Below are 25,587 nucleotides of genomic sequence, written 5' to 3'. Positions count from 1 at the left end.
GTGTCAGACTGCAAGATCGCAGCGTTCCAAATCAACTTCAACTAAGATTGATACAACTATTTAAAAAATGAAATGGCATAACGCTTCACATTATCTTTTCCGTCTGTTACCACCAACTCAAAAGTGTGTTTGCCAGATGCCGTTCTATCATCAAAGCTGTGCCATAGGGTTGCTGTTTTTGTATCAAATTCCATTAAAACCCATTTGCCATCAATGTAGCCACTAAAACTTTTTATTCCAGAAAGATTATCACTGATTCTGAAAGTCATTTTTGATAATCCTGCCATACTTTTTCCATCGGCAATATTAGTAGGGACAATTCGGGGCGCAATTGTATCAACAGCAATATAAAAACTGCCAAAATTTTTTGGTGTCGCTTTTAGATAGCCGTTATCAAACGAGCCGCCTTGCGATGAACCACCTGTACTTACTATCAAAGCTTTATCACGTAAATTTTCGGGAAGGGCATCGGCTTTTATCCATAAATTAAACCCAATATGTAACGGGGTAAATCTGTTATGAATTTGCTGTATGGCAGAATAAGCGTTTCCAGCTGGTTTGGGCAATTTTTTATACACAAAATTTAAGTCGTTATATAGAGTGCCTTGCGGAATAACCACTTTGATTTCATCGCTATTAAATTCACTGGCTTTATTATAAGGAAAATTTAAACCCGCCGGGATAATAGGAGCAGCGAGAGACGCTGTTCCGGCATTTACCGTAAATGGCAATGTTGATGCGTTTCCTTTTGAATCGGTTATGATATATCGAAGCTGGTGAGTTTCGCCATCATTGAAGTTAATTCTTCCGCTATTCACCAACCCGCTATAAATTTTCAGGGGATTTCCCGGGTCGACAAAACTTTTTTGAATACTTCTTTTCGTATTGATATAAGTTGGATAATCGATGTGTGAGTTAATCGCTTTGCTGTTCTCAAAAGAAAAACGTTCTAAAGCAGACGTATAGATCATTTTGCCATCAAGTTCCAATTGAATAGAATAAACACCATTTGTACCAGATAAACCATTGTGCCTATCGGTTACCACAATGCCAAAACCAACTTCGCCGGTTAAACTAACCGGAGCAGTTGCTTTGTAACTGCCAGCTGCACCACTAATGCCAATGGCCTGTTTCGGTGTAGATTCGTTAAAGTTTTTTCCATTTAAACGGTAAACATATAAACCATGAATTACCGGCGGGATATTATCAGGAATGTTAATGCCGAAAAATTGCGGGTTTATGGTTTCTTCTGTTTTGGTATCTCTAATTTCAAAATGTAAATGCGGCCCTCCGGAACTGCCTCGGTTACCCGACCACGCAATTACTTCGCCCTTACGAACAGGGATGAGTGTGGCTTCAGGAAAGTCATCAATCTCGAATGATTTTTTTTCGTACTCCAAATCTTTTACAATGGTTGCTATTTTTGGAGAAAAGCGTTGTAGGTGGCCATACACAGTGGTAAAACCATTTGGATGGTTGATGTAAAGTGCCAAGCCGAAGCCACTATTTTGAACTCTAAGGCGGGAAATGTATCCATCTGCAACCGCATAAACCGGATACCCTTCGCGTTGATTTGTCCGGAAGTCGATCCCAGAATGGAAATGATTGCCACGAATTTCACCAAATGATCCCGCCAGGGCAGGAGGAGTAATATCCAAAGGTTGTCGAAAATCGGTTATAGGGTATTTATTGGAGCTAAATATTTGTTGCGCCTGCGCGAAATGAGCTAATAAAGAAAAACAAATAAGGAAAGCGGTATGGAACAAGTTGCGGATCGGGATTTTTACCATTCTTTATTTTACATCAAAATTCAACAGTTGCTTGTCTTCTAACCATGCTTCCAGCTTATCGCCCTGATTAATTTTTCCTACCCCTTCAGGGGTGCCTGTAAAAATTAAATCGCCTTTTTTTAAGGTAATGTATTGTGAAACGAAACTGATTATCTTTTCGAACGAGAAGAGTAAATCTTTGGTATAGCCTTTCTGACGCGTTTCGCCATTGATCTTCAACTCAAAGTTTAAATCATATAAGTTTTCAAAATCAGATTTCGGCAAGAAGATACTGATTGGGGCAGAGCTATCGAAACTTTTTGCAAGTTCCCATGGCAAACCTTTTTCTTTGTGCTTACTTTGAATGTCACGGGCTGTAAAATCAATTCCTAAACCAATTTCGTCATAATAATTTGCCGCAAATTTGTCAGCGATATGTTTACCCTCTTTACAGATTTTTAACACCACTTCTAATTCATAATGAATATCGTTCGAAAATTCTGGCAAATAAAAAGGTTTGTTATCCTTCAATAATGCCGTATCGGGTTTCATGAAAATTACGGGCGTTGTAGGAATGGGATTATTTAATTCTTTTGCATGTTCGGCATAATTGCGACCAATAGCGATGATTTTCATACTAGATTAATTTTTTATGAGGTATTTTTTTCGGAAAAGGTTCCAGAAGAATCAAAAATAGAAAAGAAATCGTGGTTATAAAACAGAGATGCGTTTTACCTGGCTTTCTGAGCCCGCCATTACTCTTAAAAAATAGATGCCAGCATTTAATCGGCTCGGGATATTAAAGGTTCTGGTTTGTTCACCTGCATTCAGCCTCTCATTGGCAAGCGTAACCACTTCATTGCCCAATAAATCAATAATTTTAACCGTCGTCTGGGTACCGTCTTTTCCTATTGATAAAATGATATTCAGTTGATCTTCAACAGGGTTAGGGTAAACTTTAACTATGGTGAGTAGTTTATCTTTAGTTGAAGCAATATTTGTGGACTTTGTGCTTCCAGAATAAGTGTTGAACATTCCCGAAGTACCTAAGGTACCAAACAACGGTCGGTAAGGCTGAATATTTGCTTTAATCTCTGGGACTGTGCTTGTTTTTTTAACTCTGTTTTTTAAGCTGATGTGAATACTATCAGTCTGTTGCGCCCAAGAATTAACACTGCACAACAAAGCGACGCATAAGATGCATGCAAGTTTTGTGAGCAACGTTAGTGGGTAGAGTTTCATCAAATTTGTTAAGCAAATGTATTAATTAAAAACAAAGAAATTAAACATTTTATGGTTCTGTTATAATTTAACACAATTTAACAATTAATTTTGTTTTTCATAGTGTGAAAATTACACAATATTATGGTTGTTAATTTGTTATAGTTAGTTTACTTTTGACGCACTAAAAATATCAACGAAGTGTCAGATCATAAAAATGTCAACGCGTTAACAGCCGGAGGAGTTCTGGTAAGTTTGGGAATTGTGTTCGGCGATATCGGTACATCACCATTGTACACGCTTAAAGCAATTTTTAAATCAGTATTTGATGCAGGGCAACCCATCAGTTCGGATGTAGTATTGGGTGCACTTTCATGCATCATCTGGACTTTGACGCTCCAGACCACCATAAAATATGTAATTATAACCTTAAGGGCGGACAATAGAGGTGAAGGCGGAATTTTCTCGCTTTATTCTCTGGTTCGCAAAAAAGCGAAATGGTTGGTTATTCCTGCAATCATCGGCGGCGCCGCTTTGTTGGCAGATGGAATGATTACCCCAAGTATTACGGTAACTTCGGCCATCGAAGGTTTAAAACTAAATTTTCCAACGGTTCCGGTATTGCCGATTGTAATAGGAATTATTACTTTACTGTTTGTTATTCAGCAATTTGGAACCAATTTGGTAGGGAAGCTTTTTGGACCTATCATGTTTTTCTGGTTTGCCGCATTGGGCATTACAGGTATATCTCATGTGATGGATGATCCATCTGTGTTTAAAGCATTAAATCCTTACTACGCGATTCATTTACTTGTTACCAACCCAAGTGCGTTGGTGATTTTGGGCGGCGTATTCCTATGTACTACGGGTGCTGAGGCACTTTACAGTGATTTAGGGCATTGTGGTAAAGATAATATTCGCATCAGTTGGATCTTTGTAAAACTAACCCTTATTTTGAATTATTTAGGTCAGGGAGCGTGGGTACTGAGCCACCCGAATTATAATCCTAGAAATCCATTGGAAAATCCTTTCTTCCAATTGGTGCCCCAAAATCTGGTTATTTATATGGTTATTCTAGCCACGACAGCAGCTGTTATTGCCTCGCAAGCCATGATTTCAGGTTCATTTACCTTAATTTCTGAGGCAGTAAGGTTGAACTTGTGGCCAAAAGTTAAAATCAATTATCCTAGTGTTCAAAAAGGACAATTATATGTTCCATCTATCAACTGGTTACTTTGTATAGGCTGTATTTTAATTGTGCTTTATTTCAAAAGATCGGATGATATGGAGGGTGCCTATGGCTTAGCGATTAATCTTACCTTCTTGATGACAACGGTTTTAGTAGCCGTCTATATGCTAAGGAAAAAATTTCCTAAATACTTGATCATTATTTTCGTTGGCGTTTACACTATCATTGAACTGACATTCTTAGTAGGTAACATGGCTAAGTTTGTTCATGGTGGATGGGTAACGCTGTTGATTAGTTGCGGTTTGTTAAGTGTAATGTGGACCTGGTACAACTCTCGCAAAATCAAAAACCGTTTTGTTAAATATGTAGAAATCGAAGATTACTATCAGATATTAAGTGAATTGAGTAATGATGAAACGGTTCCAAAGTACTCCTCACAATTGGTTTACCTCACCAGTGCAAATTTTAAAACAGAGATAGAATCAAAAATCATTTACTCTATCATTCAAAAGGAACCAAAACGTGCCGATGTTTATTGGTTGGTTCACGTGGATGTTATGGATGAGCCTTATACATTAGATTATAAAGTAGAGTTCTTGATTCCTGGAAAGCTTATCCGTATTGATTTCCGCTTAGGTTTCAGGATAGAGCAACGGGTAAATTTGCTATACCGTAAAGTAGTTGAAGAGCTGGTGAAAAACGGAGAAATTGATATCACGAGTCAATACAAATCTTTAAATAAGCATAAAATTGCGGGTGATTTTAGGTTCGTACTATTGGAGAAACACCTGTCTAAGTTTACAAAATTGAGTTTTTATGAAAGACAAATCATGGACTATTATTTTCTGTTAAAGAAAATGAGTTTATCAGAAGAACGAAGTTTCGGTTTGGATAGCAGCTATGTAGATGTAGAGAAAGTGCCTTTAATTTTTGTAACTCCTGACGATATTGAACTCAACAGATTACCGGTTTAACCCATGAGAACTGCAATTTTAATACTCGGTATTTGTCTTTTTATCTCCGGTCCGGCTGCTAAAATCTACCACCTTAAGTCTGGTAATACTTATATGATTGCCTCTGCATTAGGATTAGTGATGATTACGGCACTGGCTTTTATTAAGAAAAAAGAAAATTAGATTTACATTGATTCCTAATCAGGTCAGTAACCCATTTTATTCAAACGAATGAAATGGGTTTTTTATTGAAATTTGTCTTCATCCCATTTTTTAGGGTTATTCAAGATATAATCGGAGATAGTATTATCGGCATTTTCATCCCGGATTATATGTTCGTAGTAATTCCTCTACCAGAATTTTCCCATACTTTTGCTATCTAGTTTGAACAGGTCTAAGCAAGAGTTAGAAACAATTGTTTATGCTCCAACTACAACATCGGATATTGTCGGGGCAACCCTTACGGTTGCCCTTATTTCACTTTCTTTTTGGGCAACCGCAAGGGTTGCCCCGTCAACTATTTCATCAGACAAAACTATTATTCCATGCATGTGATTCGGCATAATTTGAAAAACATCAAGCTCGAAATTCAAGAATCTTTCAGCTAAATTATGCCACTCATTGTATGCAATCATTCAAAATCATCTCGCCGTCAGTTACTTTTCCAAATCTATGTAACCTATCTTCGCAACAGATTGTAATGAATAGGCGCCTGCGCTAGAATAATCAAATCCTTTTAACCTAATGGAACGGCGATGATGTACTAAAGGATCATATCTCATTAAACTTCCTGTGCCAACTTGCTATGCTTATATCCGTAAGCGAAATACACCACCAAGCCAACAACCAGCCAGATACCAAAGCCGATCCAGTTGGAAATTCCCAATTCGCACATCATGTATAAGCAGCTTACAAGGCCCAGAACCGGAATCAGAGAAAGGTTATGTGTAATGCAGTAATAGCAGATAATCAGACAAATGATCAGGAAAATCCACATCGGTATTTTGTGTTTGAAAAGGCTCCAGCCACTCTCATACTTTTTTTCGAATGAAATTTTTGAAGCGGTGATAAATTGTTCGTAACGATCTCCGGGTAATGCGCTCAAATAAGACTCCGCGTCAACTTTTTCCGCCAGCATAATCTGTGGAGCCGCATTTTTTACAATTTCTTCTCTTACAACTTTTAGTTCTTCTCCGTTTAAGGAAGTCACAAAATTGACTGTGGTAACGGTTTTAGGAGAATTTAAAAGGAATGCTTTTGTTTCCTTACCGTATTGTGTGAAAGCGAATGCTACTGCTGCAATAAAAGCAATCGGCACAATAAATTTGCTGTTAACGTAGGGAATTTTAAACTTACCACGTTGAACATCCGGACGGTTTTGCAATACTAAAACTCCGGCACAAACCAATACAAAAGCAAATAATGTTCCTATCGAACAAAGATCGGTTACAATGGTTAAGTTCATGAATAGCGATGGAACAGCCACAACGAACCCGACTACAATAGTTGCGAAGGATGGGGTTTTGTATTTAGGGTGGATTTTCGAAAAAGATTTTGGTAACAATCCATCGCGACTCATGCTCATCCAAATACGTGGTTGCCCCATTTGAAATACTAAAAGTACACTCGCCATTGCAAAAACAGCACTAACGGCAATGATGCCACTCATTAGTTTTAAATTGATTTGATCGAAAACGAATGCCAGTGGATCGCCAACGGCAAGCGTATCAGATTTTACAATTCCAGTTAAAACCAGGGCAATAGCAACATATAAAATGGTACAAATGATAATTGCCCACATCATTCCACGGGGCAAATCACGTTGCGGATTTTTACATTCTTCGGCTGTTGTAGAAATTGCATCGAAACCGATATAGGCGAAGAAAACTGCAGAAACACCTTTCAAAACACCTGAAACTCCATTTGGCGCAAAAGGGTTCCAATTGTTGGTATCAACATAAAATATACCAACTGCAAGCACCAATAGAATCACAGCTAGCTTCACCACAACCATTGCATTGCTGGCATTACGGCTTTCTTTCATTCCACGGTAAATTAACCAGGTAATCAAAATAATAATTCCCAGGGCGGGAATGTCTGCAACCAGGTGGAAGCCTCCAATTTGTGGAGCGGTTAACCAGGCGTTATTCGCTAAAGCTGTAGCAGAATCCAAATCATTAAGATTTTTGCCTGCCGCCGATAAAGCTTCAGCAATTTTATGTCCGTTATAGGCACTCAAATAATCCATCGTTGCCCAATCGGGAACATGGATGCCGTTGATATTTAAGAATGGTATTTTTATAGAAGAGAGTAATCCGGTAAAGTAATCAGACCAAGAAATGGCTACCGTGATATTTCCGATCGAGTATTCCATGATGAGCGACCAGCCAATAATCCAGGCCACCAACTCGCCAAATGCTACGTAGGAATAAGTGTATGCGCTACCCGAAACCGGAACCATTGAAGCAAATTCTGCGTAGGCAAATGCCGCAAAACTACAAGCAACAGCAGTAAAAATAAACAAAAATATCACCGCCGGACCACCATCTGCACTGGCTTTACCAATGGTACTAAAAATACCAGCGCCAATAATTGCAGCAATACCAAACGCAGTCAAATCTCGTACCCCTAATGTTTTATGAAGCGTATTTTCATGATCACCATAGCCGCTTGCCGCATCTTTTAAAATTTTGGAGATAGATTTTTTTCTAAATAGCTTTTCGAACATTTTGCCTGGTTGTTGTATTCTTCAAACTTAAAAAAATATCAGTTAAAAACGTTTAAAGCGAGATATAAATTTCTCTACATTCATTTTCGAAGATCTTTTGAGGTCAAAAAAGGTCTTGATAATCTATAAAATCCTACAACTTTTCTGTTTCCAAAGTAAAAATACCACTCTTTTGTAATCTCGATGTGTTTATTGCCTGACAGGTAATTTGGCCCCACGATAAAATACTACTTTTGCCGCACTATTCAGTGATGGTTTCCATTATCCATTCCAATTCTTTACAATGACATCTTCTATTACACAACGACCGGCGATAAAAGAAAAAAATCAAGGCATAGCCACAATTCTGGCATTCACCCTTATTCCGCTCTCTGGTTTTGCCACAGATATTTACATTCCATCATTGCCTACAATGGCAGGCGAAATGAACATCAGCAGTGTTCAGGTTCAGTTGACATTAAGTATTTTTCTGATCAGCTACGGCGTTGCGCAGCTCTTTGTAGGGAGTTTGCTGGATAGTTTTGGACGTTACAAAATTGGGTTATACAGCCTATTGATATTTGCGGCGGCGAGTATAATTATCGCCATAACGCATAACATTTACGTTATTTATTTAATGAGAATTGTTCATGGTTTTTCTGTGGGTGCAGTAGTTGTGGCTAAACGAGCATATTTTGTAGATTTATTTACAGGCGAGAAATTAAAGCATTATTTGAGTCTGTTTTCCATTATCTGGTCTACCGGGCCAATTATAGCGCCGTTTGTGGGTGGCTACTTACAAACGTCTTTTGGCTGGGAATCTAACTTTTACTTCCTTGCTGGGTTCGCTTTAGTTTTTGCCTTGTTGGAATTTTTGTTTAGTGGAGAAACGCTGACACATTTTACAGATTTCCAACTGAAAAAGATTAGCAATATTTATTTAAGTATGGTAAAAACAACCAGTTTTACACTTGGTATCGTGATGCTTGGCCTTGCCTACTGTATGGTAATGGTTTATAACATGACCGGACCATTTATTATTGAACACGAACTGCATTATTCGCCGGTTGTTGCAGGTTATAGTTCTTTGGTTTTAGGCTTCGCGTGGATGGTTGGAGGTTTTATAGGAAAAGCAACAATCAATAAGCCGTTTTTTAAAAGATTAATGCTCAATTCGCTACTTCAGGTGGTGTTCGTAGCTTTAATGATAGTCAGCTTAAATTTTGTATCAAATTTATTTTCACTGATCTTTTTCGCTTTCATTATTCACATTGGAGCTGGTTTTACTTTTAATAATTATTTCACATTCTGCCTAAGCAAATTCCCTAAAAATGCGGGTATAGCAGGAGGTTTAACAGGCGGAATCACTTATGTAATCGTTTCCTTTCTGAGTTATGGCATCGTGAATTTGTTCCCGGCAAAAGATGAGCGGAATTTGAGTTTCAGTTATTTAGTGATGATTGTGATTTCTTTAGCGATAATGGTTTTGATTATGAGAACCAGAAAGAAGGATGAGATTACTTCTTAGCTAATTAGTATTGTGTTTGATCAGCGGGATGTTTATACGCTTTATTTTTCTCCCGCAGATTACGGAGAAGTCCGCAGATTTTTTTGCTTTGGCAGAGATGATGTTCAACAGATGATTAAAATTTGACTATTAATATGTTGCTCTGCGTTAATCTGTGAGATCAGCGGTAGATTTATCTTAGTTTGCTATAGCGTTTTAGCGAAACGGTTACAACGATAATCAGCGGGAAGTCTATACGCTTTATTCCCTCCCGCATATTACAGAGAAGTCCGCAGAATTTTTTGCTTTGGCAGAGTTGATTTGCAACGATATGACTAAATTTTGTCTATTAACAAGTTGCTCTGCGTTAATCTGTGAAATCAGTGGGAGACTTAATTTAATTCTGTAGCATATGCCTTTGATATCCAACATAGCAGCAAGACACGACAACTATATCTGCTAAGCACTTAGCTCTAAAACAAAAAAAGCCGTAGCGAAATGCCACGACTTAAAATTCGAATGGAAACTCAATCTATCCCAATTTCTCTAGCTCTTCCTTTACAAAAGCAGCCAACTCTTTAACATATTCTGCACTAAAATCAAACTTGATTCCTGCAGTTTCGTAAATCTCATTCATTGGTTTGGTATAACCTAGAGAAAGTGCAGCCAAATACTGTTCTAGCGCTTTTTCAGGATTTTCCTTGTAGTTTTTCCAAACTGCAATGGCACCTAATTGCGCAATTGCATATTCAATATAGTAAAACGGAACCTCAAATAAGTGCAACTGTTTCTGCCAAACATTACCAAATTGTTGATCCAAATCTGTCCAATCTGCGAAGCCTGCACCAAAACGGTTGTAAATCTGCTTGAAAGTTACTTCACGATCAGCCGCAGTATGATTTGGGTTGGTGTAAATCCAATGCTGAAACTGATCAATTACTGCAACCCAAGGTAAGGTTTTTAAAACATCAGCCAATTGCTCTTTTTTGGCACGAATCAAATCTTCCTCACTATCAAAATAAACATTCCAATTATCCATTGAAATCAATTCCATACTCATTGATGCCAGTTCTGCAACTTCAGATGGACAATGCTTAAAATCATTTAATTCTAAGTTTGCCGTTAGAAAAGTATGAATGGCGTGGCCACCTTCATGAACCATGGTGGTTAAATCGCGAAGAGAATTGGCCGAATTCATGAAAATAAATGGTGCACCGGTCTCCGCCAACGGATAGTTGTATCCACCTGGCGCTTTACCTTTTCTGCTTTCTACATCAAAAAGATTATTGGCTTTCATTGTAGCTAGCTTTGTACCCAACTTTTCATCAATGGCATTAAAACAGGAGATACTTTTATCAATAAGTTCAGTACCGTTGTTAAAAGGTTTCAATGCAGGTTTGCCGCTTACACTAACCTCCATATCCCAAGGTCTTAGCGTTTCTAAACCCAAAGCTTCGCGACGTTTTTCGGCTTGTTCCTTTAAAATTGGAACGATTTCCTTTTCTATCGCATTGGCAAAATCGTAGCAATCTTGTGGTGTATAATCAAAACGGCCTAAGGCCTGAAACATATAATCGCGATAGTTTGCAAAGCCAGCATTCAAAGCAACCTGGTTACGCAATTTAATCAGTTCATCAAACAGGATATTTAAATCATCTTTATCGATTAACCGGCGCTGTTGAATGGTTTTCCATGCATTCTCCCTCACCTCGCGATTTAAATCCTTAATAAAAATAGAGGCCTGTTCCAGTGTATATTCCTGCCCATTGATTTCAACACTCATCGCACCAGTAATGCCTTGATATTTCTGTTGTTTAACTTGTAATTGAGTAAAAAGTTCAATGTTCTCCTCGCGATAAATTTCCAAAGCCTTTTTAATCGCTCTGCTATAAACGAAGAACTTTTCTTTGTCCAAATCATCCATAAAAGGGCTGTCGACAAACTTCTTATTCAGTTCATTTGATAAAGGAGAAATTTTGGGTTCAATTTCCTCTGCAAAATACTGGAAGTTTTTAACCAATTCTTCATTTGCCGTATCACAACTCATTTTAATATATCGCCAGGCGAAATCTTCTTCTAAAGCAGCCTCCAGTTCTGAGCGATCTTTTAACCACTTTTCCAACTCATCAACATTGTTGATTTCGCGGTTTTGTAATTCGGTAAAAAGTGGGGATAAGCTTTCCCAAGTGATGGCTAAATCTTGAGGAATATATGTTCTGATTTTTTTTTCTACAATCATGTTTTTATTAATTATTGAATTTTCAATGAGTAATTGATAGAATGGTTTAAAGCATATTGCAGAGCATTCTATCATTCAAAACTCATTCATTCTATCATTTATTGTTATTTGGTTCTAATGTAAGCGTCGATTAAAAAGCAAATAGCAAACACTACTGATGCATATCCGTTTAAAGTTTGAAACGCTCTGTTTACTTTACTAATATCATTTGGTTTTACTAGCAGGTGCTGATAAATCAGCATCGAACAGAAAAATGCGATCCCAACATAATAAACCCAACTAAACTCGGTAAAAAACACGGGTAGGATCACACAGATTGCGGAGAGCACATGCAATAAAACCGACACATTAAGTGCATTTTTTATGCCAAGTGCAGATGGTATAGAGTGTAATTTTTCTTTACGGTCGAAATCTTCATCCTGTAAGGCATAAATAATATCAAAACCACTTACCCAAAAAAGCACAGTTAAAGAGTATAAAACCGGCACTAAAGCAAAGTGCCCGGTTACTGCGATATAGGCGCCAATAGGGGCTAGTGATAACCCTAAGCCTAAAACAAGGTGACACAATGCCGTAAATCTTTTGGTGTAGCTGTAAAATAACACGACAAAAAGCGCCACAGGCGATAGATAAAAGCAAAGCGGATTAATAAAGTAAGTGGCAACGGCAAAAAATACGCAGTTTGCAATTACGAAAATTAATGCCTCGTTAGCAGATACTTTTCCCGCCGGAATATCCCGCATTTGGGTTCGTGGGTTTTTGGCATCAATGTTTCTATCCAAATAACGGTTAAACGCCATTGCGGCATTTCTGGCGAAAACCATACAAAGCAATACCAAGATTAATTTATACCACGAAAAAGGATTTTCGGTAGTGGTAACGCCCAGGAAAAACCCAATCATTGCAAACGGTAAAGCAAAAACCGAGTGAGCGAATAATACGAGTGAAAAGTATTTTTTCATTTACTGATATACGAATATTGTTATGTTAAGATCTCAAACTTCTTTGAAAACTGTGAAGCGCTTAAAACTTTTTATAGTCTGATGGAACCACAAAATCTTGATTCACCTCTGTAATGAAATTTAAAACTTCATCTTTTCCATTTCCTTTTTCAGCTGAGGTAATAAAGGTTGCGGGGATCTCTTCAAAAAACTCACCTAACTTTTTCTTAAAAGCAGCTACGTTTTTTTGAGTGGTGGTCATGCCCTGTTTATCTGCCTTAGTGAAAATCAACGAAAATGGGATTTGCTTTTCGCCCAACCAATAGCAAAACTCGATGTCAATCTGTTGTGGCTCTAAACGACTGTCTATCAATACGAAAACACACTGTAAGCTTTCTCTTTTGGTGATATATGCACGAATGAATTTCTCCCACTTTTCTCTACTGGTTTTAGAAACCTTTGCATAGCCGTAACCCGGCAAATCGACAATGTACCATTTCTCGTTAATTAGAAAATGGTTAATGAGTTGAGTTTTTCCTGGCCGCTGAGAGGTTTTTGCCAATCCATGTTGATTAACCAACATGTTAATTAAAGAAGATTTGCCCACATTTGACCGGCCAATAAATGCATACTCGGGCATTTTTGGTATCGGTAAAGCCGAAATCTGGGTGTTGCTGCAAACAAATGTTGCCGTTTTGATAACCATGTTGCAAAGGTAGGGTTTTGAGTCGGAAGTCCGAAGTCCGAAGCCTTTAGTCTAAATCTGCAATCTCTTGATATTGTAAAATTCGCTCAAGCATATAGTCTATCTGCTCTCCAAAACTGCATTTAAAGTCATCTGTAATCCACCTTTGGTTTAAATTTATCTTTTTATCGCTTTTGATATCTTTTGATACTTTGGACTTCCGACTATTGACTCCCGACTTCGGACTTTTTCCCTATCTTTGCCCCATACCATGAATCAGAATATCACTCCTTATCAAGTAGAAGACGCAACCAAGAAAGAGCAGGTTGCAACTATGTTTAACAATATTTCGGGTACATACGATTTTTTGAACCATTTTCTTTCTTTAGGGATTGATGTACTGTGGCGTAAAAAAGCGATCAAAGAACTGGTTTCCATTCAACCGAGGAATTTACTGGATGTAGCCACTGGAACAGGTGATTTTGCTTTCGAAGCGATTAAAAAACTTCATCCTGAGAAAGTGATTGGTGTAGATATTTCTGAAGGAATGCTGGATGTGGCTAGGAAAAAGATTAACGAACGCAGCTTAAACGAAACTTTTACCGTTCAGTTAGGCGATTCGGAAGGCCTGCATTTTGAAAACAATACTTTCGATGCCATTACCTGCGCATACGGAGTTCGTAACTTCGAAAACCTCGAAAAAGGTCTAACAGATATGTACAGGGTGTTAAAACCCAACGGCAAAATGGTCATTTTAGAATTTTCAAAACCCCGTGTTTTTCCAGTAAAGCAACTATATAATTTTTACTTCCTGCATGTTACGCCATTCTTCGGAAAGTTGTTTTCAAAAGATGCCAGAGCCTACACTTATTTACCTGAATCTGTAGCCGCTTTTCCTGATGGAACTGATTTTACAAGCCTTATGGAAAAAGTTGGTTTCAAAAGTACCAAGCAAAGAATTTTAACGTTTGGAATAAGTTCAATCTACGTCGGTACTAAATGATAAAAAAATTAAGCCTCATCTTTTCGTTATTCACAATTTCTACCGCTTGCCTGGCTCAGAACTGGGGTGGGGGAATTGATGATGAAGATTGGAGCTTTGGGTTTAATTTTCAGTATATTTCTGCAGAATACAAAATTCTTAAAAAAGAAAACTGGCGGGCACCTTTTTACGAAGTGCGAAATTCTTTGGGCGTGTCTTATGATCCGAATTCGGGTTTGCCGGTTACAAATTCTTTGAATGCTATTTCAAGTCCACCTTCGCAGGGCTTTGGTTTAGGTTTTGTGATGAACAGGCGCTTGGCAGAGAATTTTGATATTCGTGCAACTCCATCATTGATTTTCAGCGATCGTGTAGTTTCGTATGAGTATTTGCCATTAGACCCCATTGATCTCGGCAATGGCCAAACGAAAAATTATCAAACCTTAATCGATAAGAAGGTTCAGGCAACCATGTTCGAGTTTCCGATAGGTATAAAAGTTAAATCGAACCGCATGAATAATTTTAGGGCTTACTGGTTGGGCGGAGCGAAGTATTCGATTGATATTGCTTCGAAAAAGAAATTCTTCGATGAAGGCGAAACGCCAATAAACAAGCTGTTGAAAAATCAACGCAATTATCTATCCTATGAAACGGGAATAGGTTTTGACTTGTATTTCGAGTATTTCAAAATGTCGCCCGAAATTAAGTTGGCCTATTCAACCAATGATTTGCTTCAGCACGACGATACTGCTTTTGCTAATCCGATTGATAAGTTAAAATTACGTCAATTAACGTTCAGTTTAATTTTTCAATAGCCGTACAATTCAAAAAAACTTACCTTTGCCTGCATTAAGAAAAACCAATTGCAGCAATGCTCCTGGTTAAACTGAAGCTAAATTATTCATAAACATGTCTAAAATTGCATTAATTACAGGCGCAACTTCTGGTATTGGCGAAGCTTGTGCGCACACCTTCGCCCAACAAGGTTATCACTTAATTTTACTTGCCCGTCGCGAAGATCGTTTGGCGAAACTTTCGCATCATTTGGCTGATAAATATGCCATCGAAATTAAGCAGGTTTTGGCTGATGTTCGAGACAAAGAAAGTTTATCAACCGTGTTGGAAAATTTACCTGCAGATTGGAAAAATGTTGATGTATTGGTTAACAATGCAGGTTTAAGCCAGGGCTTGGATCCTATTGATAAGGGCGATACCAATGATTGGGATACCATGATCGATACCAATGTTAAAGGATTGCTGTATGTTACCAAAATTGTTTCCAACTGGATGATTCCAAATCAATCGGGTCATATCATTAACATCGGTTCAATTGCTGGAAAGGAAGTTTATCCAAACGGAAACGTATATTGTGCCAGCAAACATGCGGTTGATGCATTAAGTAAGGGTATGCGGATTGATCTTTTGCCTCACGGAATTAAGGTGACTGAAATTAATCCAGGTATGGTGGAGACCGAATTTTCGGTAGTACGATTTAAAGGGGATGAAGATAGGGCTAAAAAAGTGTACGAAAACCTGGAGCCACTTATCGCCGATGATATAGCGGATGCGATTTGGTATGTAGTAAGCCGTCCGAAACATGTAAATATAAACGATATGCTGATTATGCCGACTGTACAGGCCACAGCAACGATAATAAATAGAAATTAAAGTAGTGGGTTGCCAGTTACCGGTTGCGAGTTTACAGTTTAGGTGTTTAAAAGGTAGCTCAAACAGGTAACCCACAACCCATAACTCATAACTGATAACAGAAAAATGATATCAAACACAATAGATCAAGAAATAAAAAAAGCCATGCTGGCTAAAGATAATGCTCAACTAAGAGGATTAAGGGCAATTAAAGCGGCTTTACTGTTGGCTAAAACCGAGAAAGGTTCATCAGAAGAGATTACCGAAGAAACGGAATTAAAAATTCTTCAAAAGCTAATCAAGCAACGCCGTGAGTCTGCTGATATTTACAAGCAACAAAACCGTGAAGATTTGTTTAAGGTAGAGGAAGAAGAAATTGCGGTGATTAACCAATTTTTACCACAGCAGTTAGATAGGACTGAGGTTGCAGTTATTATCGAAAACGTGATCAAACAATCTGGTGCCACATCGGTTAAAGATATGGGGAGGGTGATGGGTTTGGCCAATAAAGAACTTGCAGGTAAGGCAGATGGCAAATTAATAGCTGAAATTGTAAAAGAGAAGCTTGCATAGTTAAGCTTAAAGACTAAAGGTAAAGACATGAATCTAGCAACTGTCTTGATACTTGATACTTGCATTTTCATGCTTTAACAAAGGTTTTTATACCGTTATCGGCTTTATTTTAGAAAAATGGCATAGAAATGCGAAAATTTAATTTTACTCTACTAACTTAGTGCACAATACCACCTATAATATATATGACATACCAGATAATTGAAGAAGACGGATTTAAATACATTGAAACTGGAAAAGGCGAAAAGTTGGTATTGCTGCATGGTTTAATGGGTGAATTAAGTAACTGGGAGCGTGTTATAGAGCAATTTAAAGATCGTTATCATGTAATTATTCCCATTTTACCTATTTACGATTTGCCAATTTTAACTTTAGGCGTTAAAGCACTTTCCAGGTACTTACATCGTTTTTTAAAATTTAAAGGATTAAATCAAGTGGTTTTAGTGGGTAATTCCTTAGGAGGTCACGTGGGTTTGGTTTTTACAGTTGCACATCAGGAGTTTGTTAAAGCTTTGGTTTTAACAGGTAGCTCTGGCTTATACGAAAACGCTTTCGGAGGTTCATTCCCACGTCGTGAAAGTTATGATTATATTAAAGAAAAGGTAGAATTTACTTTTTACGATCCAGCAACGGCAACGAAAGAATTGGTTGATGATGTGTTTAAAACCGTTAACGACCGATCTCGGGTGATTAGGATTTTAACGATGGCTAAGTCGGCAATTCGCCACAATATGGCCAAGGAACTTTCTAAAATAACCATCCCGGTTTCATTGATCTGGGGAAAGAATGATAAAGTTACACCGCCAGAAGTGGCAGAAGAATTCCATCAATTGTTGCCTAATTCTGAATTGAACTGGGTTGATAAATGTGGTCATGCCCCTATGATGGAGCATCCGGAGATATTTAATGGTTATCTGGAGAAATTTTTAGATAGAATTTTACTTAAATAATGTTTGCTGAAGAAATCATATCGAATGCTATTCCATCATTAAGAGCTGATGACACGGTGCAAAAAGCTTTAGATCGTATGAACGAATTTAAAGTGAAGCACATGCCGGTTCTTAGCGAAGCTTCTTTATTGGGTTTAGTTTCCGAAGATGATTTATTAAATATCAGCAAGCACGATACAATCTTGACGGATTCTGGCGTTAATTTCTTAAACGTTTTTACCTTAAGCGACGCACACACTTATGATGTGATTCGTTTGATGAGCCAGCTAAAACTAACAGCTGTGCCGGTTGTCGATCAGCAAAAAAACTACCTGGGCTTAATTTCTATTAACAACATGGTTGATGCCGTGGCAGAACAGTATGCTGTTAATCACCCAGGCGGAATTATTGTGTTGGAAATCAGCAACCGGGATAATTCTTTGGCACATATCTCACAAATTGTCGAAGCAGATAATGCTCAGATCCTGTCATCTTATGTCAATACTTTTGATGATTCCACTCGTATGGAAGTGACTTTAAAAGTTAATAAAACAGAAATTACATCGCTTGTGGCTTCTTTTGAAAGGTACGATTACCTGGTGAAGGAAGTTTACAACAACACACAAATTGACGATGGTTCTCAAGAACGTTATGATTCTTTCATGAACTATCTAAACGTTTAAAATATTTTATGAGGATCGCAATTTACGGGAGGGATTTTAACGATACAGTTTTGCCCTATGTGCAAGAGGTTTTTAATTATCTGGCCACTCATAATATTCAACCCGTTTTATATTCTAAGTTTAAAACTTCGCTTCACGGTAAAATTAAGCTGCCAGCCAATACAGTAATTTTTCATAACCACAAAGAACTCAAAGATCATGCAGATGTACTTTTAAGTTTAGGTGGGGATGGAACTTTGCTTGATACACTTTCGTTAATTCGCGATTCAAATATTCCCGTTATTGGGATTAATTTTGGTCGTTTGGGCTTTTTGGCCAGTATCAATAAAAACGAAATAGAATCGGCGCTTAATGCGTTGGTAAATAAAGAATATAGCTTAGATACACGTTCACTTTTGGTTTTAGAATCGGATAATGGATTATTTGGTGAAGAAAACTTTGCGCTGAACGACATCACCATCCACAGGCGGGATAATTCGGCCATGATGATTATTCATGCATCAATGAATGATGAATTTATCAATTCGTACTGGGCAGATGGGTTAATTATTGCCACGCCAACGGGTTCTACGGCTTACTCGCTAAGCTGCGGTGGACCAATTATTTATCCAGATTCAGAAAATTTTGTGGTCACGCCTATTGCTCCCCACAATCTAAATGTGCGGCCAGTAGTGCTTCCTGATGATAATAAATTATCCTTCGAAGTAGAGGCCAGAGAATCTAAATTTTTGGTTTCGTGTGATAGTAGAACTGTAACGGTTGAGCGTTCAGTTAAAATATCGATAAAAAAAGCCGACTTTTGCATAAATCTTATTCGTCTTAACAATGAAACTTACTTAAACACGTTAAGGAATAAATTATTATGGGGCATAGATACCCGTAACTACTAAGTATGACGCTAAATAAACTCCTAATCATCATCTTATTTCTTATTACCGGAGGAAAAATATCTTTTGCTCAAGAGGGCAATTGGGAGATAGGGCTGATGGGCGGCGGCGCAGGATACATTGGTGATCTTAATCAAAACCATCCTTTAAAAGTGAGTGGTATTTCTGCCGGAGTTTATGGAAAGAAAAACTTCAATCAATACTTAGGGGTAAGATTAAACTATACTTACGGCCAGATTCAGGCTAAAGATTCACAATCAAACAATGCACAGTTCAGAGAAAGAAACTTAAGTTTTAATACTTCCTTAAACGAATTGAGCGCACTAATTGATTTCAATTTTTTTAATTTCAATTTGGGTGGTGGAACCCGTCAATTTACACCTTACTTATTTGCCGGTGCTGGTTTTGTGGTATTTAAACCAAAAGTTAAATACGACGGTGAAACCTATCGTTTGGATAGACTGGCTACAGAAGGACAAGAGAATGGATATAGAAATGCCGTTTTAACCATTCCTTATGGCGTGGGTTTACGATACAATTATAAAGATACCTGGACTGTTTTTACCGAATTAGGCTATAGAACGCCGTTGACTGACTATATTGACGACGTTAGCGGAAGGTATCCGGACAGCGATAAACAGGTATTTGTTGGTTCAGATGGAAATCGCATCAATTTATCCGATCCATCTATCAGTCAAATTGGTGTTGCAGGAACCCAAAGAGGAGATTTTAGAAAAAGGGACACTTATCTATTTGTTAGTGTTGGCATATCTTTTACCTTTGTATCCTCAAAATGCTACTCGTTTTAAGCTGATTTTGACTTAATTAATGGATTTTAAAGAACAAATAGACTATAGCCGCCTGCCAAAGCACATTGCCGTTATCATGGATGGGAATGGAAGATGGGCAAAAGGCCAGGGAAAAGTACGTGTTTTTGGGCATGAGCAAGGTGTGCTATCTGTAAAAGATATTGTAGAAGGCTGTGTTGAAGTAGGTATTGAATACCTAACCCTTTATGCTTTTTCTACTGAAAACTGGAATCGTCCGAAGGAAGAGGTTGATGCTTTGATGCAAATCCTGATCTCAACAATTAACAGAGAAACCGAAACGCTCAACAAAAATAAAGTTAAGCTTAATGCCATTGGCAACATATCATCTTTACCACAAGAGTGTATTGATGATTTGAAAGAAGCAATGGATAAGACTGCCCACAACGAAAAATGTACCTTAACACTGGCCCTTAGCTATAGTGCAAAATGGGAAATTGTTGAGGCTGCCAGAAAAATTGCTGAAGCCGTAAAAGATAATACAATCTCTATGGATGATATCGATGAGGGTCTCTTTTCATCGAAACTTACAACCGTAAATATTCCTGACCCGGAGTTAATGATCAGAACAAGTGGCGAACATCGGATAAGTAATTATTTGCTTTGGCAAATGGCTTATACGGAGTTTTATTTCACTGATGTTTTGTGGCCAGATTTTAGAAGAGAAGATCTCTTTGAGGCTATTGTTGACTATCAAAAACGCGAACGCCGTTTCGGAAAAATTAGCGAACAATTGAACTAATTTTTCTTTTAACACTTTTTAACAAGCGTTTAAACTAACTTAGCACCACTTTTATACGATAAATGAAACCATAATAAGGGAAACATGGCAAATGTAAATTTTGCTAAAAAAAACATTGTTACCTTCGTGGCCATTACTGAACAAATTATTTTAATGAAAAGAATATTTCAAGTTTTAATCCTAGTCATTTTAGCTGCTCCAGCCTTTGCGCAAATACGTCCGACAGGTAAGGCGCCAGCAACCCCATCTTTAAAAGTTGGAGGCTTAGATCTCGATTATTTTAGTCCAAAAGAATATATCATTGGTGGCACAACCGTTACAGGAACGCAATATCTCGATAAAGATGTATTAATCACCTTATCAAAATTAACAAAGGGAGATAAAGTTACTCTTCCTGGTGAGGCTACTTCTGATGCAATTAAAACGCTTTGGGCACAGGGATTGTTTGATGATGTTAAAATTAATATCGAAAAATTCGTTCAGGATTCTGTGTATTTCGAAATCGAAGTGGTTGAACGTCCTCGTTTAAGTTCAATCGATTTAAAGGGAATCAGTAAATCGCAAAAAACGGCTATTCAGGAAAAACTTAATGATAAAACCGGGAAAATTGTAAATGACAACTTATACAACACTACTTCGGCTATTGTAAAGAAGTACATGCTAGATAAAGGTTATTTTTTCACTACAATAGATTACAAAACGCGTAAAGATCCAAATGCTGAAAATAGCGTGGTATTGGAAGCGAATATTGATAAAGGTAGCCGTGTAAAAGTTCAACGTATCGAATTTACTGGAAACAAGGATTTTAAAGCCGCTAAGCTTAGAAAGTACTTAAAAAATCCTAAGCAATTTGCATGGTGGCGTTTTTGGGGTTCAGGAAAATTCTCTAAAGAAAAATATGAAGAGAATAAAGTGAAGATGATTGGTAAGATGCATGAAAAGGGATACCGTGATGCTGAATTACTGAAAGATAGTATTTACCAATACAATAAGAAAAGGGTAAATATTAAAATGGATTTATATGAAGGAAAGAAATATTACTTCGGTAATATTACCTGGGCTGGAAATGCCATCTATCCTGATAGTATTTTAAATAAAGTTTTAACCATTGAGAAAGGCGATGTATTTAATGAAGAAAGGTTAAACAAGAAATTAAACGGCGGCGGTGAAAATGGTGGCGATATCAACAGTATGTACACCGATAATGGCTATTTAACTTTCAATATTGATCCGGTACAAACCAAAATTTATGGCGATACGGTTGACGTAGAAATGCGAATGTATGAAGGGCCGCAATACACCAACAATAGAATTACTTTAAAAGGGAATACAATTACCAATGATAAGGTTGTGTTACGTGAGATTCGTACCAAGCCGGGGCAAAAATTTAATAAAAGTGACTTAATTCGTACCATTCGTGAGATTGGTCAGTTAGGTAACTTTGATGAGTCGAAGACAGTTCCTACTCCTCGTCCTAATCCTGCAGATGGAACGGTTGATATTGAGTATGCTGTAGAGGAGAAACCTTCAGATCAGATTGAGTTATCAGGTGGTTTTGGTGGTGGCCGTATTATCGGTACCTTAGGATTAACTTTCAATAACTTCTCATTAAGAAATTTATTTAACCTGAAAGCTTATAAACCACTTCCAAAAGGAGATGGACAAAAACTAAGTTTACGTGGACAAACGAATGGTAAATACTATCAATCTTATAGCTTCTCTTTCTCTCAGCCATGGTTTGGTGGAGAAAAGCCAGTGAGTTTTGGTGTAAGTGCTTTTACCTCACTACAGTCAAACGGTTTAAATTCGGATAACTCTCAGTTCCAGAAAATCCGTTTAAATGGTGTTACCGTGAGTTTGGGTAGAAGATTAAACTGGCCGGATAATTATTTCCAGTTGAGCCATGCCGTTAACTTACAGCAGTATATTTTAAGTAACTACCCAGGTTATTTATTTACTTCGGGTACCTCTTACAATTTAAACTTATCGCAAGAAATCAGCCGTGACTCAAGAGATTCACCAATTTTCCCTAAATCGGGTTCATTTATTCGTTTCACTATTCAGGCCACGCCTCCATATTCATTATTTAATAAAGTGAATTATGCAACCGCACCTGATAAAGAGAAATATCGCTTTACTGAATACCACAAGTGGAAATTTGATTCGCAATGGTACCAACGTGTTGCAGGTAATTTAGTAATTAAAGCACAGGCACAGTTTGGTTTCTTGGGCCAATACAACAGTGCAGTAGGTCAATCAGCGTTTGAGCGTTTCAAATTAGGTGGTGATGGTATGCAAGGATTTGATTTCTTACAAGGATCAGAATTAATCGCGATGCGTGGTTATGCAAACAATACAGTTATTCCAGTAGGTTCAGATCCTCGTATTGCACAACAATCTGGTAGCCCGATTTACACCAAATATGTTTTAGAAGCACGTTATCCAGTTATTGCAAGTCAACAAGCTACTGCTTTCGTATTGGCTTTTGCCGAAGGTGGTAATACTTGGAATAAGTTTAGTGATTTTAATCCTTTCAACGTGAGAAGATCAGTTGGTGTAGGTGCGAGAATCTTTCTACCGATATTTGGTTTATTGGGTATTGATTATGGTTACGGTTTTGATGCGATTCCAGGATTACCTGATTCGAACAAAGGCCAGTTCCACTTTAGTATCGCACAACAATTAGGTGGATTTTAATTGATAAAGTATAAAAATTTAACTAAATATGTAATAAAACGCCTTAAGTTGAGTTTATTAAAAGCTTAGGTTATAACGAATCATTAAATACACACACAAATGAAGAAGTATCTTTTTATCGCATTTTTATTATGCACAACCTTTGGCACTTATGCCCAAAAGTTTGCTTATGTAGACACCGAGTATATTTTGAAACAGATGCCAGAATATAAGTCTGCATTAAGCCAATTAGAAGTAGCATCTAAACAATGGCAACAACAAGTTGACCAGAATTTTTCTGAAATCGACCGGATGTACAAAGCCTATCAGGCAGATCAGGTATTGTTAACTGATGATATGCGAAAACGCCGTGAAAACGAAATTATTGAGAAAGAAAAACAGGCAAAAGAGTTTCAACGCCAAAAATTCGGACCAGATGGTGAGCTTTTTCAAAGCAGAGCAAAATTGATCAAGCCAATTCAAGAGAAAGTTTCTGATGTAATTAAACAGATTGCGAAGGCTAAATATCTTGATTTCATTTTTGACAAAAGCAGTGAAGCAACCATGATGATTTATGCAAGCAGCAGCTACGATGTTAGTAATGATGTAATTGTGAAATTAGGTTACAAGCCAGGGGCTGGAAAAAATTAGTATATTCGCCCCCTTAGATTTTAGAAAACAAACAAAAAAAATAAAAAAGTAAAATAGAACGATGAGAAAGTTAATTAACGTATTCTTTGTAGCAGCAGGGTTGATGTTTACAGCGAATATGGCAAGTGCGCAACAAAAATTAGGTCATATTAATTCAGAAGATGTGTTTGCAAATCTTCCTGAAGCTAAAGCGGCTCAAACTACCTTAGAAACTTTGGGTAAAACAAAACAAGCAGAAATTGATGCGATGATCAAAGAATATCAAACTCAATTGGCTGCAGCCCAAGCGAAAGAAAAAACTTTAAGCGAAGCAAATAAAGAATCAGTTGGTAAAGAATTACAAGCCGCTGGCCAAGCATTACAGGATTTGGAAAAACGCATTACTGATGCCCGTACTAAAGCATCTCAGGATGTTGGTACTAAGCAAGGTGAGTTATTTCAACCTATTCAAGCTAAAGTAGCTACTGCAATTTCTGCTGTAGCGAAAGAAAAAGGTTTAGCTTACGTTTTCGATATCGCAAACGGACAAGGTGGTAATAACCTGGTTTTCTGGGAAGGTGGTGATGATATCACTTCAGCAGTTAAAACTAAATTAGGTATTTCTGCTACTGCAGCTAAAGCACCAGCTCCTAAGAAATAGTTTGGAGTCGAGAGTATTGAGTCAATAGTCTCAAATACAAAGTCAAATATAAAGCGGAATCGAGGCAACTTGGTTCCGTTTTTTTTTGGTCATCACCCAACTTTTCAACAACACAACTTTCCAACAATAAATAATATCTTTACGGTGATGCAAAAATGTTCGCCCATAGGTATTTTCGATTCAGGTTATGGTGGTTTGACTGTTTTTCGGTCGATAGCTGATCAATTGCCCGAATACAGTTACATATACTTAGGCGATAATGCCCGTTCTCCTTACGGTGATCATTCTTTTGATACAATTTACAAATATACCCTAGAATGTGTTGAATGGCTTTTCGCACAGGGCTGTGAATTGGTTATCCTGGCTTGTAATACCGCTTCTGCAAAAGCTTTAAGAACTATCCAGCAAAAAGATTTACCTGTTAAGTATCCAGATAGAAGGGTTTTAGGTGTCATCAGGCCAACGGCGGAGGTCATTGGCAGCTTCACATCCAGTGGCCATGTTGGCGTAATGGGTACTCGGGGAACTGTAAATTCACAATCCTATTTATTGGAGATTAATAAGTTTTTTCCAGAGGTTAAGGTATATCAGCAAACTTGCCCGATGTGGGTGCCCTTAATAGAAAACAATGAGCATTTGCAATCTGGTGCTGACTTTTTTATCAACGAATATTGCAATCGGTTAATAGAGCAGTCTGCAGAAATAGATTGCGTTCTATTAGCCTGCACACATTATCCGTTACTTATGCCAAAGTTAAAAATGATTTTGCCTGACTATATTAATATTTTAACCCAGGGAGAAATTGTAGCTAAAAGTATGGTTGATTATTTAGGAAGACATCCTGAGATAGAAACGAAGTTGAGTAAAGACGGACTTAAGTCTTTTTACACCAGTGGCGATCCGCTGGCTTTTGATGCCCAGGCTTCGATTTTTTTTGGTGAGGAATTGAATTCAGGAAAGATGTAATGTTATCCTAAACTAGTGCATCATAATTAAATGATTTGATCATGCTATTGCGATAATAGATGTGCTTTCGGAAATCGATCCTCCTAATGTGTCAGCCAAGGCGTCATTCCTACGCAGGTGGGAATCTTAACGGGCTCGCTGATTGTTGGTAAACTTTTTATATGACTAGATTT

24 protein-coding genes are annotated in these 25,587 nt (G+C 37.6%); 16 read left to right on the top strand and 8 right to left on the bottom strand.

The annotated features are described in order from the left end of the window. Positions 1–56: 56 nt before the first annotated feature. The 3 genes from AC3ITD_RS12790 to AC3ITD_RS12780 all read right to left on the bottom strand — a co-directional run bounded on the left by AC3ITD_RS12790 (position 57) and on the right by AC3ITD_RS12780 (position 3,011). Positions 57–1,658, bottom strand: coding sequence for a M23 family metallopeptidase (locus AC3ITD_RS12790; protein ID WP_489360215.1), 1,602 nt, complete (start codon positions 1,656–1,658; stop codon positions 57–59). Between the two features lie 135 nt (positions 1,659–1,793). Then, positions 1,794–2,405: a fumarylacetoacetate hydrolase family protein gene (locus AC3ITD_RS12785; RefSeq protein ID WP_489360213.1), complete on the bottom strand. Its 612-nt coding sequence runs from the start codon at positions 2,403–2,405 to the stop codon at positions 1,794–1,796. A gap of 75 nt (positions 2,406–2,480) precedes the next feature. Further along, positions 2,481–3,011 carry a T9SS type A sorting domain-containing protein gene (locus tag AC3ITD_RS12780; protein ID WP_265800940.1) on the bottom strand — a complete coding sequence of 177 codons (531 nt, stop codon included), beginning with the start codon at positions 3,009–3,011 and terminating at the stop codon, positions 2,481–2,483. Positions 3,012–3,191: 180 nt separating this feature from the next. Between AC3ITD_RS12780 and AC3ITD_RS12775 the strand changes: the two genes are divergently transcribed. Beyond that, entirely contained in the window at positions 3,192–5,153 is a 1,962-nt protein-coding gene (locus tag AC3ITD_RS12775) for a KUP/HAK/KT family potassium transporter (RefSeq protein ID WP_265800939.1), read from the top strand. Between the two features lie 3 nt (positions 5,154–5,156). Beyond that, entirely contained in the window at positions 5,157–5,315 is a 159-nt protein-coding gene (locus AC3ITD_RS12770; RefSeq protein ID WP_265800937.1) for a hypothetical protein, read from the top strand. Positions 5,316–5,551: 236 nt separating this feature from the next. Here the strand turns inward: AC3ITD_RS12770 and AC3ITD_RS12765 are convergent, their stop codons facing one another. Next, positions 5,552–5,767 carry a hypothetical protein gene (locus tag AC3ITD_RS12765; RefSeq protein ID WP_489360210.1) on the bottom strand — a complete coding sequence of 72 codons (216 nt, stop codon included), beginning with the start codon at positions 5,765–5,767 and terminating at the stop codon, positions 5,552–5,554. Positions 5,768–5,913: 146 nt separating this feature from the next. Beyond that, positions 5,914–7,860 carry an amino acid permease gene (locus AC3ITD_RS12760; protein ID WP_489360208.1) on the bottom strand — a complete coding sequence of 649 codons (1,947 nt, stop codon included), beginning with the start codon at positions 7,858–7,860 and terminating at the stop codon, positions 5,914–5,916. Positions 7,861–8,143: 283 nt separating this feature from the next. Here AC3ITD_RS12760 and AC3ITD_RS12755 point away from each other — a divergent pair, with 283 nt between their 5' ends. Further along, a complete protein-coding gene (locus AC3ITD_RS12755; protein ID WP_489360206.1) occupies positions 8,144–9,367 on the top strand; it encodes an MFS transporter in 1,224 nt (407 codons plus the stop codon). 511 nt (positions 9,368–9,878) lie between these two features. Here AC3ITD_RS12755 and AC3ITD_RS12750 read toward each other — a convergent pair. From AC3ITD_RS12750 to yihA, 3 genes are all read right to left on the bottom strand, one after another. Then, on the bottom strand, positions 9,879–11,585 hold the full coding sequence (locus AC3ITD_RS12750) for a M3 family oligoendopeptidase (protein ID WP_489360204.1): 1,707 nt from the start codon (positions 11,583–11,585) through the stop codon (positions 9,879–9,881). 104 nt (positions 11,586–11,689) lie between these two features. Beyond that, entirely contained in the window at positions 11,690–12,547 is an 858-nt protein-coding gene (locus tag AC3ITD_RS12745) for a UbiA-like polyprenyltransferase (RefSeq protein WP_489360202.1), read from the bottom strand. A 61-nt stretch (positions 12,548–12,608) separates the two neighbouring features. After that, positions 12,609–13,232 carry a ribosome biogenesis GTP-binding protein YihA/YsxC gene (gene yihA / locus AC3ITD_RS12740; protein WP_489360200.1) on the bottom strand — a complete coding sequence of 208 codons (624 nt, stop codon included), beginning with the start codon at positions 13,230–13,232 and terminating at the stop codon, positions 12,609–12,611. A gap of 250 nt (positions 13,233–13,482) precedes the next feature. Here yihA and ubiE point away from each other — a divergent pair, with 250 nt between their 5' ends. From ubiE to murI, 13 genes are all read left to right on the top strand, one after another. Then, positions 13,483–14,214: a bifunctional demethylmenaquinone methyltransferase/2-methoxy-6-polyprenyl-1,4-benzoquinol methylase UbiE gene (ubiE, locus tag AC3ITD_RS12735; protein WP_489360198.1), complete on the top strand. Its 732-nt coding sequence runs from the start codon at positions 13,483–13,485 to the stop codon at positions 14,212–14,214. Further along, a complete protein-coding gene (gene porT, locus AC3ITD_RS12730) occupies positions 14,211–15,008 on the top strand; it encodes a type IX secretion/gliding motility protein PorT/SprT (RefSeq protein ID WP_489360196.1) in 798 nt (265 codons plus the stop codon). Before ubiE ends, porT begins: the two co-directional genes overlap by 4 nt. 94 nt (positions 15,009–15,102) lie before the next feature. After that, positions 15,103–15,861, top strand: coding sequence for an SDR family oxidoreductase (locus AC3ITD_RS12725; protein ID WP_265800927.1), 759 nt, complete (start codon positions 15,103–15,105; stop codon positions 15,859–15,861). A gap of 105 nt (positions 15,862–15,966) precedes the next feature. Continuing rightward, positions 15,967–16,413: a GatB/YqeY domain-containing protein gene (locus AC3ITD_RS12720; protein WP_265800925.1), complete on the top strand. Its 447-nt coding sequence runs from the start codon at positions 15,967–15,969 to the stop codon at positions 16,411–16,413. A gap of 185 nt (positions 16,414–16,598) precedes the next feature. Continuing rightward, positions 16,599–17,363: an alpha/beta fold hydrolase gene (locus AC3ITD_RS12715; RefSeq protein WP_265800923.1), complete on the top strand. Its 765-nt coding sequence runs from the start codon at positions 16,599–16,601 to the stop codon at positions 17,361–17,363. After that, positions 17,363–18,025 (top strand): CBS domain-containing protein, encoded by a 663-nt coding sequence (locus tag AC3ITD_RS12710; RefSeq protein ID WP_265800922.1) that lies wholly within the window; start codon positions 17,363–17,365, stop codon positions 18,023–18,025. Before AC3ITD_RS12715 ends, AC3ITD_RS12710 begins: the two co-directional genes overlap by 1 nt. An 8-nt stretch (positions 18,026–18,033) precedes the next feature. Beyond that, positions 18,034–18,915 carry an NAD kinase gene (locus AC3ITD_RS12705; protein WP_489360191.1) on the top strand — a complete coding sequence of 294 codons (882 nt, stop codon included), beginning with the start codon at positions 18,034–18,036 and terminating at the stop codon, positions 18,913–18,915. Positions 18,916–18,917: 2 nt separating this feature from the next. After that, on the top strand, positions 18,918–19,721 hold the full coding sequence (gene porG / locus AC3ITD_RS12700; RefSeq protein ID WP_265800920.1) for a type IX secretion system protein PorG: 804 nt from the start codon (positions 18,918–18,920) through the stop codon (positions 19,719–19,721). A gap of 19 nt (positions 19,722–19,740) precedes the next feature. Then, on the top strand, positions 19,741–20,481 hold the full coding sequence (gene uppS / locus AC3ITD_RS12695) for an undecaprenyl pyrophosphate synthase (protein ID WP_265800919.1): 741 nt from the start codon (positions 19,741–19,743) through the stop codon (positions 20,479–20,481). Positions 20,482–20,565: 84 nt separating this feature from the next. Continuing rightward, positions 20,566–23,178: an outer membrane protein assembly factor BamA gene (gene bamA / locus AC3ITD_RS12690; RefSeq protein ID WP_489360188.1), complete on the top strand. Its 2,613-nt coding sequence runs from the start codon at positions 20,566–20,568 to the stop codon at positions 23,176–23,178. A gap of 99 nt (positions 23,179–23,277) precedes the next feature. Next, positions 23,278–23,808, top strand: coding sequence for an OmpH/Skp family outer membrane protein (locus AC3ITD_RS12685; RefSeq protein ID WP_265800918.1), 531 nt, complete (start codon positions 23,278–23,280; stop codon positions 23,806–23,808). Positions 23,809–23,869: 61 nt separating this feature from the next. After that, the gene (locus AC3ITD_RS12680; protein WP_056851820.1) at positions 23,870–24,448 is read left to right on the top strand and encodes an OmpH/Skp family outer membrane protein; all 579 of its coding nucleotides are present in this window, start codon (positions 23,870–23,872) and stop codon (positions 24,446–24,448) included. Positions 24,449–24,595: 147 nt separating this feature from the next. Further along, positions 24,596–25,414, top strand: coding sequence for a glutamate racemase (murI, locus tag AC3ITD_RS12675; RefSeq protein ID WP_265800916.1), 819 nt, complete (start codon positions 24,596–24,598; stop codon positions 25,412–25,414). Positions 25,415–25,587: the final 173 nt, after the last annotated feature.

Source organism: Pedobacter sp. KH_004, assembly GCF_057840755.1.
This window is presented reverse-complemented; position numbering and strand designations above follow the sequence as displayed.